The sequence below is a fragment of the Micromonospora sp. WMMD730 genome (assembly GCF_049178955.1).
GTDB classification, from domain to species: domain Bacteria; phylum Actinomycetota; class Actinomycetes; order Mycobacteriales; family Micromonosporaceae; genus Micromonospora; species Micromonospora wenchangensis.
In genome coordinates, this window is record NZ_JBMHML010000002.1 from 3,041,061 (window position 1) to 3,058,059 (window position 16,999).

Genomic DNA, 16,999 nt, shown 5'->3' on the forward strand with positions numbered 1-16,999 from the left:
CTCGGTGGACGGCGCCACGGGGCGCCGCACGTTCCGGCGGAACCCGTACCCGAAGCCGGTGATCACCGGGAACAGGACCGGTACACCGGGGATGACGGCAGGGGTGCGGCCCTCTCCTTCCGGCACCAGAAGCTGTGCGCGAAGGAGGGGGTCGCGGTGCAACCGGTGGCGGCACGAACTCGCGGCGTGGTCGTCGACGGTCGTCGCAGGTTCTGGCCGTTCGGCCAATCCGGGTCTCATCCCAGTGGTCTTTGCGCAGCTCAGCCGCGGACGTCGCGCGAGCTGAACGGGCCGGCCCGGGATGCCGGCACGCCATGTGACCGGAGACGCCCCCTGCGGATTTGACGATCATCTCGGCGGACGCGTAACTTTCTCTCTGTCAGCGCGGAACGGACGAAACAGGTCGAAAGACCTGGAGGCCGGAGCGCGGTTCCTGATCCCGGGTGGTGCTTCCGGATCGGCCCGGGGGGTCGGTGTGGTGAGGCGAAACCGACCGGGTAGAGTGAACAGCCGGCAGGGAATCGGGCGAGTACGCGGGAAACCGCGGCGGCCGTCCTGCAGGAATCCACGACATTGCCGGTGTGAGCCGGGTGTGTTTGTGGTGTGTGGAAATTGTGGTGGAAGTGGTGTGGATCGCTACAGAGCGGTTTGACATGGCGGATACCACCGGGTAACGTAGTAAAAGTGCCCAGCGCGGGAGCGCGGGGTGTGGTGAAGGAAATGCCCCAGGTCGGGGGTTCTGCTGTTGCGGGGCTTTCGGGTGGTGTGTGGTTGTTCTTTGAGAACTCAACAGGGTGCTTGTAAAGCCAGTGCCAATTGTTTTATACCCCGGGCTGGCCGAATCTTCGGGTTTGGTTGGCTGGGATTCCTTTGGCAACACTTTTGTTGTCAGGATGCTGTTCAACAGGTTTTTGTTGGAGAGTTTGATCCTGGCTCAGGACGAACGCTGGCGGCGTGCTTAACACATGCAAGTCGAGCGGAAAGGCCCTTCGGGGTACTCGAGCGGCGAACGGGTGAGTAACACGTGAGTAACCTGCCCTAGGCTTTGGGATAACCCTCGGAAACGGGGGCTAATACCGGATATGACCTTGCCCTGCATGGGGTTTGGTGGAAAGTTTTTCGGCCTGGGATGGGCTCGCGGCCTATCAGCTTGTTGGTGGGGTGATGGCCTACCAAGGCGACGACGGGTAGCCGGCCTGAGAGGGCGACCGGCCACACTGGGACTGAGACACGGCCCAGACTCCTACGGGAGGCAGCAGTGGGGAATATTGCACAATGGGCGGAAGCCTGATGCAGCGACGCCGCGTGAGGGATGACGGCCTTCGGGTTGTAAACCTCTTTCAGCAGGGACGAAGCGCAAGTGACGGTACCTGCAGAAGAAGCACCGGCCAACTACGTGCCAGCAGCCGCGGTAAGACGTAGGGTGCGAGCGTTGTCCGGATTTATTGGGCGTAAAGAGCTCGTAGGCGGCTTGTCGCGTCGACCGTGAAAACTTGGGGCTCAACCCCAAGCCTGCGGTCGATACGGGCAGGCTAGAGTTCGGTAGGGGAGACTGGAATTCCTGGTGTAGCGGTGAAATGCGCAGATATCAGGAGGAACACCGGTGGCGAAGGCGGGTCTCTGGGCCGATACTGACGCTGAGGAGCGAAAGCGTGGGGAGCGAACAGGATTAGATACCCTGGTAGTCCACGCTGTAAACGTTGGGCGCTAGGTGTGGGGGGCCTCTCCGGTTCCCTGTGCCGCAGCTAACGCATTAAGCGCCCCGCCTGGGGAGTACGGCCGCAAGGCTAAAACTCAAAGGAATTGACGGGGGCCCGCACAAGCGGCGGAGCATGCGGATTAATTCGATGCAACGCGAAGAACCTTACCTGGGTTTGACATGGCCGCAAAACTTCCAGAGATGGGAGGTCCTTCGGGGGCGGTCACAGGTGGTGCATGGCTGTCGTCAGCTCGTGTCGTGAGATGTTGGGTTAAGTCCCGCAACGAGCGCAACCCTCGTTCGATGTTGCCAGCGCGTTATGGCGGGGACTCATCGAAGACTGCCGGGGTCAACTCGGAGGAAGGTGGGGATGACGTCAAGTCATCATGCCCCTTATGTCCAGGGCTTCACGCATGCTACAATGGCCGGTACAATGGGTTGCGATGCCGTGAGGTGGAGCGAATCCCAAAAAGCCGGTCTCAGTTCGGATCGGGGTCTGCAACTCGACCCCGTGAAGTCGGAGTCGCTAGTAATCGCAGATCAGCAACGCTGCGGTGAATACGTTCCCGGGCCTTGTACACACCGCCCGTCACGTCACGAAAGTCGGCAACACCCGAAGCCGGTGGCCCAACCCTTGTGGAGGGAGCCGTCGAAGGTGGGGCTGGCGATTGGGACGAAGTCGTAACAAGGTAGCCGTACCGGAAGGTGCGGCTGGATCACCTCCTTTCTAAGGAGCACCATCCGGTGAAAGCCGGTATGGAGCCCGCGGCCTGCGAATGTCGGGTCGGGGTGCTCAGATGGCGGAGACACTGGCAAGTTTTTCCCTGGCAACGGCCGGGATACCTAGTACAGCTGCTTCGGTGGTGGGAACGGGGTCCTGGTGCGGCTGGTGGAGGGATGTGAGCACCCTGTTGGGTCCTGAAGGAACAACCTGAGGTTGTTTTTTCGGAGGACTGTTCTGGAGCGTGAGCTTCGGTGGTCTGCCAGGCATGGCCTGGTCTCGCATACCGGATTCTGTTCTGCCTTGTGGGGTGGGGTGGGGTTGCTGGTGTGGGGCTTTCGGGTTGTGGGTTGGTTGTTTGTTGAGAATTGCACAGTGGACGCGAGCATCTTTGTGGTCAAGTTGTCAAGGGCGAACGGTGGATGCCTTGGCACCAGGAGCCGATGAAGGACGTGGGAGGCCGCGATAGGCCTGGGGGAGCTGTCAACCAAGCTGTGATCCCAGGGTGTCCGAATGGGGAAACCTGGCACCAGTCATGTGGTGTCACCCGCACCTGAACACATAGGGTGTGTGGGGGGAACGCGGGGAAGTGAAACATCTCAGTACCCGTAGGAAGAGAAAACAATGTAGTGATTCCGTGAGTAGTGGCGAGCGAAAGCGGATTGAGGCTAAACCGGTTGCGTGTGATACCTGTCAGGGGTTGCGTGGTCGGGGTTGTGGGACCCTGCTGAGTGTACTGACATGCATTCGAGGAGTTATAAAATCAGTGGCTAGCCGAATGGTGTGGAAAAGCCAACCGTAGTCGGTGAGAGTCCGGTAGGTGAAAGTTGCTGATCTTCTGTGGGTGTTCCCGAGTAGCGGCGGACTCCTGAAATCTGCCGTGAATCTGCCAGGACCACCTGGTAAGCCTAAATACTTCCTGGTGACCGATAGCGGACGAGTACCGTGAGGGAATGGTGAAAAGTACCCCGGGAGGGGAGTGAAATAGTACCTGAAACCGTTCGCCTACAATCCGTCGGAGCCTTGCGGGGTGACGGCGTGCCTTTTGAAGAATGAGCCTGCGAGTTAGTGGCATGTGGCGAGGTTAACCCGTGTGGGGGAGCCGTAGCGAAAGCGAGTCTGAATAGGGCGTCGTAGTCGCATGTTCTAGACCCGAAGCGGAGTGATCTAGCCATGGGCAGGCTGAAGCGCGGGTAAGACCGCGTGGAGGGCCGAACCCACCAACGTTGAAAAGTTGGGGGATGACCTGTGGTTAGGGGTGAAAGGCCAATCAAACTCCGTGATAGCTGGTTCTCCCCGAAATGCATTTAGGTGCAGCGTCGTGTGTTTCTTGCCGGAGGTAGAGCACTGGATGGTCTAGGGGGCCTACAAGCTTACCGAAATCAGCCAAACTCCGAATGCCGGTAAGTGAGAGCGCGGCAGTGAGACTGCGGGGGATAAGCTTCGTAGTCGAGAGGGAAACAGCCCAGATCACCAGCTAAGGCCCCTAAGCGTGTGCTAAGTGGAAAAGGATGTGGGGTCGCATAGACAACCAGGAGGTTGGCTTAGAAGCAGCCACCCTTTAAAGAGTGCGTAATAGCTCACTGGTCAAGTGGTTCCGCGCCGACAATGTAGCGGGGCTCAAGCACACCGCCGAAGCTGTGGCATTCACATTTTAATCTCGCTTGGACTTGATTCCTTGTGCAGGTGTGTGGATGGGTAGGGGAGCGTCGTGCCGGGGGTGAAGCAGCGGGGTGACCCAGTTGTGGACGCGGCACGAGTGAGAATGCAGGCATGAGTAGCGAAAGAAGGGTGAGAAACCCTTCCGCCGGATGACCAAGGGTTCCAGGGCCAGGCTAATCCGCCCTGGGTGAGTCGGGACCTAAGGCGAGGCCGAGAGGCGTAGTCGATGGACAACGGGTTGATATTCCCGTACCCGCGAAAGAGCGTCCCTGATGAACCTCGTTGTGCTAACCACCCGAGCTGGCTGATGTCTTCGGACGGATGTTGGGGAGCGTGGGAACCTGGCGGGTAGTAGTCAAGCGATGGGGTGACGCAGGAAGGTAGCTGAGCCCGGCCGGTGGTTGTGCCGGGGTAAGCGTGTAGGCCGACATGTAGGCAAATCCGCATGTCATGGGGCTGAGACGTGATGCCGAGCCGATTCAGGTGAAGTCAGTGATCCTATGCTGCCGAGAAAAGCCTCTAGCGAGTTCTGAGCGGCCCGTACCCCAAACCGACACAGGTGGTCAGGTAGAGAATACCGAGGCGATCGGGCGAACTGTGGTTAAGGAACTCGGCAAATTGCCCCCGTAACTTAGGGAGAAGGGGGGCCGGAGACGTGAAGCCCCGTGCGGGTGGAGCGTTGTATGGCCGCAGAGAGCAGGGGGAAGCGACTGTTTACTAAAAACACAGGTCCATGCGAAGAAGTAATTCGATGTATATGGACTGACGCCTGCCCGGTGCTGGAACGTTAAGGGGACCTGTTAGCTCCTTTTGGGGGCGAAGCGGAGAACTTAAGCGCCAGTAAACGGCGGTGGTAACTATAACCATCCTAAGGTAGCGAAATTCCTTGTCGGGTAAGTTCCGACCTGCACGAATGGCGTAACGACTTCCCCACTGTCTCAACCACAGGCCCGGCGAAATTGCAGTACGAGTAAAGATGCTCGTTACGCGCGGCAGGACGGAAAGACCCCGGGACCTTTACTATAGCTTGACATTGGTATCTGAATGGACTTGTGTAGGATAGGTGGGAGCCGGTGAAACCTGTACGCCAGTATGGGTGGAGGCAATCTTGAAATACCACTCTGGTTGATTTGGGTATCTAACTTCGGACCGTTATCCGGTTCAGGGACAGTGTCTGGTGGGTAGTTTAACTGGGGCGGTTGCCTCCTAAAGGGTAACGGAGGCGCCCAAAGGTTCCCTCAGCCTGGTTGGCAATCAGGTGTTGAGTGCAAGTGCACAAGGGAGCTTGACTGTGAGACTGACAGGTCGAGCAGGGACGAAAGTCGGGACTAGTGATCCGGCACTTGCGTGTGGAAGCGGTGTCGCTCAACGGATAAAAGGTACCCCGGGGATAACAGGCTGATCTTCCCCAAGAGTCCATATCGACGGGATGGTTTGGCACCTCGATGTCGGCTCGTCGCATCCTGGGGCTGTAGCAGGTCCCAAGGGTTGGGCTGTTCGCCCATTAAAGCGGTACGCGAGCTGGGTTTAGAACGTCGTGAGACAGTTCGGTCCCTATCCGCCGTGCGCGTAGGATACTTGAGAAGGGCTGTCCCTAGTACGAGAGGACCGGGACGGACGAACCTCTGGTGTGCCAGTTGTCCCGCCAGGGGCACGGCTGGTTAGCTACGTTCGGAAGGGATAACCGCTGAAAGCATCTAAGCGGGAAGCCTGCTTCAAGATGAGGTATCCCACCCCACTTTGTGGGGGTAAGGCCCCCAGCTAGACGACTGGGTTGATAGGCCGGAAATGTAAGCTCGGTAACGGGTTGAGTTGACCGGTACTAATAGGCCGAGGACTTGATAACAAGGCTGCTACGCGTCCACTGTGCAACTCTGAACAAACACCAAACAACCCCCCACAGTGTGTGGGTGTGTGTGTTGTTTGATATGTTCATAGTGTTACGGCGGTCATGGCGGAGGGGAAACGCCCGGTCACATTCCGAACCCGGAAGCTAAGCCCTCCAGCGCCGATGGTACTGCACTCGGGAGGGTGTGGGAGAGTAGGACACCGCCGGACAACCTTTCAGTTGAGGCCAACCCCGAACAGGGGTTGGCCTCAACTGCTGTATCCGTCAGATCGGTGCTTTCCGGACGTCCGGCAGTCCGCCGGCTCGCTTCTTCCGTCACATGATGCATTTCGACCGCTTTTCCGTTGGCCGGGAACGGGTCGTCATTCCGACAGTCGCGTCTGCGGCCGCCTCCGTTTGGGAAAATGTGACGGATGGACGAACTGGCGAGCGGAAAACAATCATCGTCGGGTCCGGACCGGGCGGCAGAAAACGATGAACCGACGATTCGTGTCGTCGTGGTGGGGCCGCCGGGACTGTTGCGTACCGCCCTCGCGGCGATCCTGGCCGCAGCCCCCGGATTCGAGTTGGCCGGCGAGAGCGATCCCGACCACCATCTGACGGATGGGGTCGTCACCCGACGTCCCCACGTCGTCCTGGTCGATCTCGACGCGATCGAGGACCCCGCCGTGCTCTCCGGGCGATGGCACGCCCGGCTGCCGGAGTGTGCGGTGGTGGTGCTGACCTCCCGGCGGACCGCCCGGGCACTGCGCCGGGCCCTCGGCGCCCGGGCCCGGGGGATCATCGCCAAGGACGTCGCGCCCCAGGAACTCCTGGACCAGCTTCGTCTGGTCGCGGAGGGGCAGCGGATGATCGACCCGGTGACCGCCCTGGCCGCACTGGACGCCGCGGTCAATCCCCTCAACGAGCGGGAGCGCGAGGTGACCGCCGCGGCCGCCCGGGGAATGTCCACCAAGGAGATCGCCGGTCACCTGCACCTGGCGCCGGGCACCGTCCGCAACCACCTGTCCACGGTGCTCCGTAAGACCGGTGCCCGCAACCGGTGGGAAGCGGTTCAGCGGGCCCAGGACGCCGGGTGGATCTGACCGCCCGTGGGAAGGGGTGTCGAACCAGTTACGGATTCAATAAGATTCCGAACCGTGCGTCATCGACCGCACACATTTCGTCAACACGGGCATCATCTCGGGAGTCGCTTATGGTTCGCACATTGCTCGCCCTCCAGGGCGGGCTGCTCCGGGGCGCACTCGCCCAGCTGCTCGCCGCCGAACACGACATCGAGATCGTGGGTGAGGTGGACAGTCCACACCACCTGCATGCGGCGGTCAGGGCCGAGCGCCCCGACGTGGCAGTGGTCGAGTTCGACATGTTGACCGTGACGGAACTGGTCCGGCTGGCCACCCTGGGCGTGGCGGAACCCGTCGTTGAAACCACTCCGGCTGCCGGTGGCGGGTCCACCGCCCCGGCGCTGCGCTCGCCGACGGAGCCGACGAGCACACCCGTGGGTTCCCTGCTGGTTCTCGTCGAACAGCGACGGGCCGGCCGGCTCGGGCCGGTGCTCGCCGAGCACGGCCACCGCATCGGCTTCCTCAGCCGCGACGTGCCACCCGGCCGGATCGTCGACGGGATACGGCAGCTCGCCGAGGGACGGGTCGTCCTCGACCCCGATCTCGTGGTCGCCGCCCTCGAGGTCGCCGACAACCCGTTGACCAACCGGGAGCGGGAGGTGCTCGACGTGGTCGCCGAGGGGCATCCGGTCCAGGAGATCGCCGAACGGCTGGTGCTGTCGGCCGGCACGGTGCGTAACCACCTTTCGCGGATCATGGCGAAGACCGGAGCGCGGACCCGCTGGGAGGCGGTGCGGATCGCCCGGGAATCCGGCTGGCTGTGACCGGCACCCACCCGATCCCGGCACCCGGCGTGCCCGCCGGCACCGCCGCGGGGCCCTCCCTCGGCGTGACCCCGGCCCCACCGCTGGCCGTGCCTCCGATCTGCCCCCGGGCGATGCCGCCGGCCGCGCCCCCGACCTGACCCCGGGCACCGCTCGGGACGTACCTCCGAGGTGGCCTGTTCGGCTGAGGCTCGCGGCGCCTAGGCCCGGGCCGCCGGTGTCCCGTCCGACGCCGTCCAGAAGGTGGCGGGGTCCGACGGTTCCGTCTCGCCGTAGCCGACCAGGGCACGGTAGGCCGCTGAGCGTTCCAGCAGCCCCTGGTGGGTGTCCAGCAACGCGGTCCGCCCGTCGAGCAGCAGGACCCGCCGCGCCCGCAGCGCCGAACTGACCCGGTGGGCGATCACCACCAGTGTGCCGGGTCGGGCGGCGAAGGCCGTCTCCAGCCGGGCCTCGGTGGCCGGGTCCAGGTGACAGGTCGCCTCGTCGAGGATGGCCAGCGGGGCGGGGGAGAGCCAGGCCCGCAGCAACGCCACCTGCTGGCGCTCCCCGGCCGACAGGTCCGCCGGGCGCAGCATCGCGTCGTACCCGCCGAGCCGGGTCAGCAACCCGGTCAGTCCCAGCCGGGCCGCCGCCCGGTCCACCACGTCGTCCGGCACACCGGGGGTCAGGTAGCCGAGGTTGTCGCGGAGCGTGCCGGTGAAGACGTACGCCTCCTGGGGGATGAGCACGCGCCGCTCGGCCAGTTCGCCGGGCGTCGCCCCGCCCACCGGCGACCCCCCGACGTGGACGGTGCCCGACTGGGGGTGCAGCACCCCGGCGATCAGCCCCGCCAGGGTCGACTTGCCGATCCCGCTGGCCCCGACGATCACCAGGTGGTCCCCGACGGGCACCTCGAGGTCGAGGTCGTCGAGCACCGGGTCGGCGTGCGGGCCGTACCGGAAGGTCACCCCGCGCAGCGACAACGCCGCACCGGTCCGCCGCGGCGTGGGGCGGGGCGGCGGCGACCCGGCCGGGTCACTGTCGGCCGGCGCGGCGGTACGCAGCAGCCGGTCCAGGGTGACGGCGAACCGGAGGCCACCGGCCGCGACGCCCTGCACCAGGCTGTGCAGCGCCGGCTGCACCCCCCGCGTGACATAGACGAGCGCGCCCAGCAGCGCGCCCGGCCCCAGCCCCTGACGGACCAGCCACGGCGCGGCCAGCAGCAGCGCCGGCACCGGCAGCCAGCCGCCCAACGCGAGGCTCAGGCTGCGGGTCGCCGCCATGGTGGCCAGCCGGCGTTCCACCCGGGCCTGCGCGTCGACGGACCCGCCGACCCACCCGGTGACCTGGTCGCGGGCCCCGCTGGCGGTGACGTCGCGGTGCCCGCTCACCGCGGTCACCACGGCCCGGCCGAGCTGCTCGTCGGCCAGCACGTACTCCCGCTGCCGGGTCACCATCACCGGCAGCGCCACGGCGAACAGGCCGAGACCGGCCAGCACCGGCACCGCGACCAGCAGCGCCACCGGGGCGGCCAGCGAGAACAGGCCGAGCACGGCGGCGCCGAGGGCGAACAGGAAGCCCCGCACCACCATCAGCAGGCCGGCGTAGGTGTCCCGGACCAGTTCCACCTGGTGGGTGAGCCGGGCCACCGCCGCGTCGTCGGCCCGGCCGCCGGCCGCGCCGGCCACCGCGCCACGCACCACCCGGCGCAGCAGGTCGTCGCGGAACGGCTCCACCACCGCGCCGAGCAGCGCGTACGACCGGTTGGTGCCGGCCGCGCCGACCAGCACCGCCAGCCCCAGCAGGGCCAGCCAGGCCAGCCCGACGCCCGGCCGGCCGGCCAGGAAGCCGCTGTCCACGGCCCGCGCGGTGAACAGCCCGGACAGGGCGGCCGGCAGCACCTCGGCGGCCGACCAGCCGGCCAACCGCCACAGCTGCGCCCGTCGGGCCCGCAGCGCGGCCCGGGTCACGCCGACGACCGTGGTCACGACCGGAACACCTCCCGGTAGTCGGGGTCGGCCCAGAGCGCCCCGTGCGGGCCGACGGCACGGACCCGCCCGTCGGCCACCCACGCGACCAGGTCCGCGCGGGCGGCCATGCCGAGCCGGTGGCTGACCACCACCCGGGTACGCCGGTCACCCGGCCCGGTCAGCGCCCGGGTCACCTGGTACTCGGTTGCGGTGTCCAGGCTGGACGTGGCGTCGTCGAGGATCAGCAGCCGTTCGGCGCGCAACGCGCGGGCCAGCCCGAGCCGTTGCCGTTCACCACCGGACATGGCGACCTCGGCCAGCGGAGTGCCGTACCGGTCGGGCAGCCGTTCGACGAAGTCGTGGATGGCGGCGGCGCGGGCCAGCGGCACCGGGTCCGCACCGGCCCCGACGGCGGCTGCGACCGTGTCGCCGACGAGCACCGGACGTTCGAACCCGTAGCCGATCGCGGCGTGCAGGGCGGCCGGGGTCAGTTCCGGCAGCGGCACACCGTCCAGGAGCACCACCCCGTCGTCGGGGTCGCGTAGCCGGCCGGCGACGGCGGCGAGCAGGGACTTGCCCGCACCGGAGGCGCCGACGACGACCAGCAGCGTGCCGCCGGGCACCCGCAGGTCCACCCGGTCGAGCAGGGCCCGGCCGTCGGCGTCGCGGACGGTGACGCCGCGCAGTTCCAGGGTGCCCGGCCCGGACGCCAGCGGCCGGACGCCGTACGGGCGGACGGGATCGGTGAGCACGTCGGCGGCCCGGCGGCAGCCGGCGCGTACCCGCACGGCGGTGTTGAGGGCGGCGACCACGGTGCCGAGGCCCGCGCCGAGGGCGGCGTACTGGATGGCGGCCAGCAGTTCCCCGGGGGTCAACCGGCCGGCGGTCAGCGACAACCCGCCGACGGCGACGATCGCGACCTGGAGCAGCGGGTTGAGCACCGCGCCCCGGGTGGCCGCGCCGGCGAGCACCGTCCAGGTCCGTGCCCCGTGCCGGTGCAGCGCGGCCAGCGGGGTCAGCACCCGCTCGACCTCCCGTTCCCCGGTGCCGGCGGCGGCGATGGTGCGCGCCCCGGCCAGCGCCTCCACCAGCCGCCCGGCGAGCTCGCCCTGGGCCTGCTGGTAGCCGGCGACGGCGGCGGAGGCGTCGGCGACGAAGCCGCGCAGCAGCAGTCCGAGCAGGAGCAGCCCCGTGACGAAGGTGACGCCGAGCCACGGGTCGATCAGGGTGAGCGCCACCAGGCTGCCCACCGGTGGCAGCGCCACGGTGGCGGCCGTGACCAGTGTCGGGGCGGCCTGACCGGCGTCGGCGACCTGGCCCACCACCCGTCCGGCGAGGTCGCCCACCGGGCGGCGGGCGGCGGTCTGCGGGGCGAGCGCGAACAGGTGCCGGACCAGGGTGTGCCGCAGGTGGGCCACCGAGCGGGCGGTGGCCGCGCCGGTGCCGTAGTCCCGCACGACGCCGACGACGACCAGCAGCGCGATCAGCCCGACGACGGCGGCCAGCCACCGGTCGGGGGAGTCCTGCGGCGCGGTGCCGACGGCGGCGTCGACGGCCCGGCCCAGCACGGCCGGCAGGGCCAGCTCGGCGAGCGTGCCGGCCACGGTGACCACGGCCAGCGTCGGGGTCCACCAGCCGGCTGCGCGGACGGCCCGCAGCAGGAGCCGGTCGGTCGGTGTCATCGCGTCCCCTCCCACGCCGCGCGGCCCCGGACCGGCAGGTGCCGGTCCGGGGCCATGCGATACCGGTCGATCAGTTGCAGGTGGTGACGCTCAGCGAGCTGTCGCCGCAGAGCAGCAGGCTGGCCTGGCTGCCGCCGCCGGTGCGCTCGGTGGCCGGCAGTTCCATCGCCTGGAGGTCGAGCAGAGCCATGGTCTTACCTCTTTCTGTCGGTGTTCGGTATTGATGTGCCTGGTGTGAATCCGGTCGGGTCGTCGGGTGACGACCGTCGGTTCAGTTGCAGGTGGTGACGCTCAGCGAGCTGTCGCCGCAGAGCAGCAGGCTGGCCTGGCTGCCGCCGCCGGTGCGCTCGGTGGCCGGCAGTTCCATCGCCTGGAGGTCGAGCAGAGCCATGGTCTTACCTCTTTCTGTCGGTGTTCGGTATTGATGTGCCTGGTGTGAATCCGGTCGGGTCGTCGGGTGACGACCGTCGGTTCAGTTGCAGGTGGTGACGCTCAGCGAGCTGTCGCCGCAGAGCAGCAGACTCGCCCGGCTACCACCGCCGGTACGCTCGGCGGCCGGCAGCTCCATCCCCTGAAGGTCGAGCAGGGCCATGTCTTTCCTCCTTTCCACAGTCGTCGGGTCGGGTGGCCCCGGGGTGACCCCCGGGGAGCGGGTGGGCCGTCAGTCGGCCGTGGTGGGGTCGCCGGTCGGCGCCAGCAGCGGCAACCGGACCGGATCGGTGGGTCGGCTGGCGGCCACGGCGGCCAGCACGCCGGCGGTGCCGGTGGCCAGATCCATCGAGAGCCGCAGCAGCTGGTCGCCGGGGAAGGCGGTGCCGCCGGCGTACGGCAGGGCGTGCCAACCCAGCAGGCGGGCCTGGTCGTGGGCCACGTCGTACTCGCCCCGGGCGGCCAGGTAGGCCACGATGCCGGCGCGTCCGGCGAACAGCCCGGACTGGGCGTAGAACGGGAAGTCGGCGCAACGGCGGATCGCGTCGGCCTGCTCGCGCAGGGCCTCGTCGGGCCGGTGGCGCAGGTACCGGTCGAGCACCAGCCCCACCCCGACGCTGCCCTCCGCGAGGTACGGCATGGTCCGCCAGCCCTCGTTGACCTCCAGGTGCCCGTCGTCGCGGCGCACGCAGCGGCGCAGGTCCTGCCGCAGCGCGGTCTCGGCGTGGTCGAGCAGCCGCGCGTCGGGTTCCCGTTCGTGCCGGTGCAGCAGCATCAGCGCCACTCCCGCGCCGCCGCGCATCAGCCCGGCGTACGGGTGCCGGCCGCCGCTGACCTCGGCCACCGAGTCGACGTCGCCGAGCCGGTCGACGACCAGGTCGACGGCCTGTCGGGCGGCGGCCTCGTAGCGGTCCTCGCCGGTCAGCGCGGCGAAGTGGGTCAGGTTCAGCGCGATGCCGGGCAGCCCGCCCACCAGGTCGTTACCGAGTTCCGTCCACGGTTCGCCGAGGCAGCGGTCGAGCAGCCGGCGGGCCTCGTCGCGGTGCCCGAGCAGGTCCAGCACGTACGCCACCCCGTGCAGCCCGTCGAAGAAGCCGAGTCGGCTGCCGGAGGCGGGTTCCCGGACCCGGTCGATCAGCCAGCGGACGTGGTCGGGGTCGACGGGGGCGCCGGTGGCGTGCAGCGCCCAGAGCACCCCGGCCGCGCCGTGGGCGAGGTTCAGCCCGCCGTCGTTGCCGCTGAACTGCCGGATGTCGCCGGGGAAGAGCCGGTCGTCGCGGTGCGGCGTGGCGCTGGCGGTGATCGCCCGGACCAGCCGGTCGCGCAGGCCCGGCCAGTCGTCCGGTTCGACCCGCACCACGTCCGGGTCCAGCCGGGTCGGTGCCGTCGCGGCGGGTGTCGTCGGGGTCGTCGGGTCGGCGGTGCCGGTGGCCGGTGGGGGACCGACGATCACCGCGACGGTCTCGTCGAGCACCGCCCGGTCGACCGGGAAGTGCTCGGCCACCAGGTCGGCCAGGTGCGCCGCCTTGTCCGGGGCCAGCCGCAGCATCGCGGTCAGCGGCAGGAACAGGGCGAGTCGCAGGCAGGCCAGGGCGTACCGGTCGACGTCGGGGCCGACCCGGTCGCGGGGCGCGGCGAACGCCTGGTTGCGCAGCGCCGGGCGGCTCGCCTCGGCGGCCGGCGCGGCGACCTCGAAGTCGATCAGGGTGACCGCGCCGTCGTCGCCGACCATGATGTTGAACATGTGCAGGTCGCCGTAGACGATGCCGTGCGCGTGGATGGCCTCGACCGCCTCGGCGACCTGCCGGTGCACGTCCAGCGCCCAGCGGGTGTAGTCGGTGCGGTCGGCGTCCGGGTGCACCAGCGGGTAGCGCTGCACGACGACCTGGTTGAGCGGGCGGCCCTCGACGAACTCCAGGGCGAGGAACTCGTGCCCGCCGAAGCTGAACTCGTCGTGCACCCGCACCAGGTGCGGGACGTCGGCGAGTTGGCGCAGCACCGTGGCCTCCCGGTGCAGCCGGGTCACCGCGTCCGCCCCGGTGGCGTCGAGGCCGGCGTACGGGCGGGCCTCCTTGAGCACCACCCGGGTGTCGGTCCGGGTGTCCCGCGCCTCGTACAGGCCGCCGCCGTTGGAGAAGTGGATGACCTTCTCGATCCGGTAGGGCAGTTCGGTGGTGCTGGCAGCGTTGCGGGCGGCCAGGTGCGGGCCGAGGAAGTCCGGCAGGGTCACCCAGTCGGGCAGGTGGAACACCGGGTCGCGGCGGTCGGGGACCAGGGTGCCGGTGGCGTCGGCGATGGCCGGCACCACCTGACCCTCGGGTGACAGGCAGTAGCGGGCGGCGAAACCGCCGTAGCGCAGGTAGACCGGGCCGTCGCCGTAGCGCAGGTCGCTGAGGATGTAGGGCCCCTGCTCGCCGTCGAGCAGCGCCGCCAGTTCCTTGGCGGTCAGCTCCAGCTCGGCGTCGTCACGGGGGTAGACGGTGACGAACTTGCCGCTGCCGCCGCGGCGGGCGTACTTGCTGTTGCGCATCAGCAGCATCCGGGGGCCGCGCAGGTGCTTGAACGGGATGCCGCGTGGCTCGCAGTAGTCCATCACCCGGGTGAGGACCCGCTCGGCGTTGTCCAGCCGGGCCGAGACGTGGATCTTCCAGCCCTGGGCGGGCAGGGTGCCGCCGACCGGCGCGTGGATCAGCCAGTCGTCCTTGACCTCGCGTTCCCAGTCCGCCGGCTGCGGGCGGTCGGTGGCGTAGCCGATGCCGGTGGCGGTGGCGCTCGCGCTGGACAACGAGTCGTAGAAGAGCGGATCGACCGCGCAGTACGCGTCGTATCTGTCGTCCATCCCGGCTGCCTCCCATCCCCTGATCGGTTGATGTCAATCCTGCGATCGGCGGGCCGTCGCGCACAGTGCGATGCGTCATCGACCGACGGTGAGGATCCGGCCGGAAACTCGTGACAATGGCGGAGTTTGAAATCGTGAATACCGCATCACCTGCGGATCGGCCCCGGCGTCGGCCCCGGCCCGCGCGACCGCCGCGCTACCCGTGGGATGCCACAAAAGACCGCCGGCCGGCCGGGTCCGTGGGACCCGACCGGCCGGCGGAACAGGGAGCGCGACCTACCGGCGGTCGGCGTACGGGTGCCGGGCCAGGCCGGCGTGCACCATCGTGGTCAGGGTGACGATGTCGTAGACCGGCACCCCGAGCCGGGCCTGGACCAGGTGCGCGAACGGCACCAGGTCGGTGCACTCGATGACCACCGCCCCCAGGTCCGGCCCGGCCAGGGCGTCCGCCCGGGCCACCACCTCGGCGGCCAACCGGTCGACGTCGAGGGCGTCGCGCCGACCCTCCAGCATCACCTCGCGGAACTCCGGCGCGTCGGCCATCCCGGCCACCCGGATCGGTACGTCCTGCGCGCCAACCGCGGCCAGGTGCCGGCGGGTCAGCGCCGCCGCGTCGGCGGTCAGCACCCCGACCGTCCGGCCCGGACCGAGCATCCGGTGCACCATCGGCAGTTGCAGCAGGCTTGACGAGTGCAGCGGCACGTCCACGGCGGCGGCCAGCTCCGCCTGGAACAGCACCAGGAAACCGCACGCCCCGGTGATCGCGGCGACCCCGGCGCCCTGCAGGTCCCGGGCCGCCGTGACGAACGGCGTGAGCAGGGTCGGGTCGGCCTCGCGGACCAGCCGCTGCGGGGTGGCCCCCTCGACGACCCGGTACACCACCGGGAAGTCGAACGTCGCCGGGTTGCGGATGTGGCCGGGGATCTTGTCGAAGCTGGTCTGCAGGCAGAGCACCCCGATCGTGGGGGCGCTCACCGGTGCCCCCGCCGGTGCCGGTCCACCGCGAACGTCGCCAGTGGCACGTCCGGTGGCGTCCCGGTGACGAGCTGGGCGAGCAGCCGCCCACCGGCCGGGGCGAGCCCCATCCCGATGTGTCCGTGCCCGGTCGCGACGCTGACGTTGCGGTACGACCCGAGCCGGCCGATCAGCGGCAGGCTGTCCGGGGTGCACGGCCGCAGCCCGCTCCACACCTGCACCCGGCCCCCGGTGTCGCACCCCGGCAGGTACGACCGCACGGTGCGCCGGATGCCGTCCACCCGGCGTGGGGACACGCTGGTGTCCAGACCGGTCAACTCCAGCGTCCCGGCCAGACGTACCCGGTCGCCCAACGGCATGACGGCCACCTTCCCCTCACTGAGCAGAACCGGCAGGGTCGGGGTGGCCGGGCCGGCGTCGACGGTCACCGCGTACCCCTTGGCGGGTTGCAGCAGCAGGCCGACGCCCAACTGCCTGGCGCACGCCGCCGACCACACCCCGGCGGCGAGCACCACCTCACCGGGGCGCAGGTCGCCCCGGCTGGTACGGACGGCGCGGACCCGACGGTCCACGGTGTCGAAGCCGCGTACCTCGGTGTCGGTGAGGATCTCCACCCCGGCCGCCCGCAACAGCCGGGCGAAGGCGAGCAGGAACGCCGGGATGCGCAACGCGGCGCCCTCCTCGTTGAGCAGCGCCCCGGCGACGGCGAACTCGACGCCCGGTTGCAGCCGGGCCAGCTCCGCCCGGTCCACGGTGCGCAGCGGCACCCCCCGGGCCACCGCCGCCGGCACCGACGCCCGCGCCTGCGCGTACCCCTCGGGTGTACGGCAGGCCAGCAGCATGCCGCGGGCGGTGAGGGTGCCGGCCAGGTCGTCGTGTGCGCACACCTCCCGCAGGATGGCCAGACTGCGCTGCTTGAGGTCGAGCAGCACCTCGAAGCCGGCGCGGGCCTGCCGCTGCGTGCAGTTCCGGCGGAAGTGCCACAGCCAGGCCAGCAGCTCCCGGTCGAGCCGGGGCCGGACGTGGAACGGGCTGTCCGGGTGCAGCAGCCAGCGCAGCCCCTTCGCCGGCACCCCCGGCTCGGCCAGCGGGGCGGCCCCCTGGGTGCCGACGAAACCGGTGTTGCCCGACGAGCAGGCGGCCGGGTCGCCGACCTCGCCCCGGTCCACCACGGTCACGCTCAGCCCGGCCCGGCGCAGGAACCAGGCGCAGAACAGCCCGGCCACGCCCGCGCCGACGACCAGGACGTCGGGGTCGGACCGTGCGGGTACGTCGTCCGGCGCGGGCGTCGTCGCCATGTCGGGCC

At 68.7% G+C, this 16,999-nt stretch carries 10 protein-coding genes and 3 rRNA genes; 5 read left to right on the plus strand and 8 right to left on the minus strand.

The window, feature by feature from the left end:
• The first annotated feature begins 911 nt into the window (after positions 1–911).
• The 5 genes from ACN265_RS13305 (at position 912) to ACN265_RS13325 (ending at position 7,819) form a co-directional block, all read left to right on the plus strand.
• Positions 912–2,426 (plus strand): 16S ribosomal RNA (locus ACN265_RS13305).
• 389 nt (positions 2,427–2,815) lie between these two features.
• A 23S ribosomal RNA gene (locus tag ACN265_RS13310) occupies positions 2,816–5,928 on the plus strand.
• 95 nt (positions 5,929–6,023) lie between these two features.
• Positions 6,024–6,140: ribosomal RNA gene (rrf, locus tag ACN265_RS13315) — 5S ribosomal RNA — on the plus strand.
• Together the 16S, 23S and 5S rRNA genes form the textbook arrangement of a ribosomal RNA operon.
• A gap of 288 nt (positions 6,141–6,428) precedes the next feature.
• Positions 6,429–7,016, plus strand: a complete 588-nt coding sequence (locus tag ACN265_RS13320) for a DNA-binding response regulator (protein ID WP_421407743.1) — start codon at positions 6,429–6,431, stop codon at positions 7,014–7,016.
• 110 nt (positions 7,017–7,126) lie between these two features.
• Positions 7,127–7,819, plus strand: coding sequence for a LuxR C-terminal-related transcriptional regulator (locus tag ACN265_RS13325; protein WP_420117862.1), 693 nt, complete (start codon positions 7,127–7,129; stop codon positions 7,817–7,819).
• 200 nt (positions 7,820–8,019) lie between these two features.
• Here the strand turns inward: ACN265_RS13325 and ACN265_RS13330 are convergent, their stop codons facing one another.
• From ACN265_RS13330 to ACN265_RS13365, 8 genes are all read right to left on the minus strand, one after another.
• Complete coding sequence (locus ACN265_RS13330) at positions 8,020–9,786, minus strand: ATP-binding cassette domain-containing protein (RefSeq protein ID WP_421407745.1); 1,767 nt, start codon at positions 9,784–9,786, stop codon at positions 8,020–8,022.
• Positions 9,783–11,450 carry an ABC transporter ATP-binding protein gene (locus tag ACN265_RS13335; protein ID WP_421407746.1) on the minus strand — a complete coding sequence of 556 codons (1,668 nt, stop codon included), beginning with the start codon at positions 11,448–11,450 and terminating at the stop codon, positions 9,783–9,785. Before ACN265_RS13335 ends, ACN265_RS13330 begins: the two co-directional genes overlap by 4 nt.
• A 70-nt stretch (positions 11,451–11,520) precedes the next feature.
• Entirely contained in the window at positions 11,521–11,640 is a 120-nt protein-coding gene (locus ACN265_RS13340) for a SapB/AmfS family lanthipeptide (RefSeq protein ID WP_067312693.1), read from the minus strand.
• Positions 11,641–11,721: 81 nt separating this feature from the next.
• On the minus strand, positions 11,722–11,841 hold the full coding sequence (locus ACN265_RS13345; RefSeq protein WP_067312693.1) for a SapB/AmfS family lanthipeptide: 120 nt from the start codon (positions 11,839–11,841) through the stop codon (positions 11,722–11,724).
• Positions 11,842–11,922: 81 nt separating this feature from the next.
• Positions 11,923–12,042: a SapB/AmfS family lanthipeptide gene (locus ACN265_RS13350; RefSeq protein WP_088647629.1), complete on the minus strand. Its 120-nt coding sequence runs from the start codon at positions 12,040–12,042 to the stop codon at positions 11,923–11,925.
• A gap of 69 nt (positions 12,043–12,111) precedes the next feature.
• Positions 12,112–14,718, minus strand: a complete 2,607-nt coding sequence (lanKC, locus tag ACN265_RS13355) for a class III lanthionine synthetase LanKC (RefSeq protein WP_421407748.1) — start codon at positions 14,716–14,718, stop codon at positions 12,112–12,114.
• Positions 14,719–14,994: 276 nt separating this feature from the next.
• Complete coding sequence (locus ACN265_RS13360) at positions 14,995–15,693, minus strand: aspartate/glutamate racemase family protein (RefSeq protein WP_088647631.1); 699 nt, start codon at positions 15,691–15,693, stop codon at positions 14,995–14,997.
• Entirely contained in the window at positions 15,690–16,991 is a 1,302-nt protein-coding gene (locus ACN265_RS13365) for an NAD(P)/FAD-dependent oxidoreductase (RefSeq protein ID WP_421407749.1), read from the minus strand. Before ACN265_RS13365 ends, ACN265_RS13360 begins: the two co-directional genes overlap by 4 nt.
• Between the last annotated feature and the right edge of the window lie 8 nt (positions 16,992–16,999).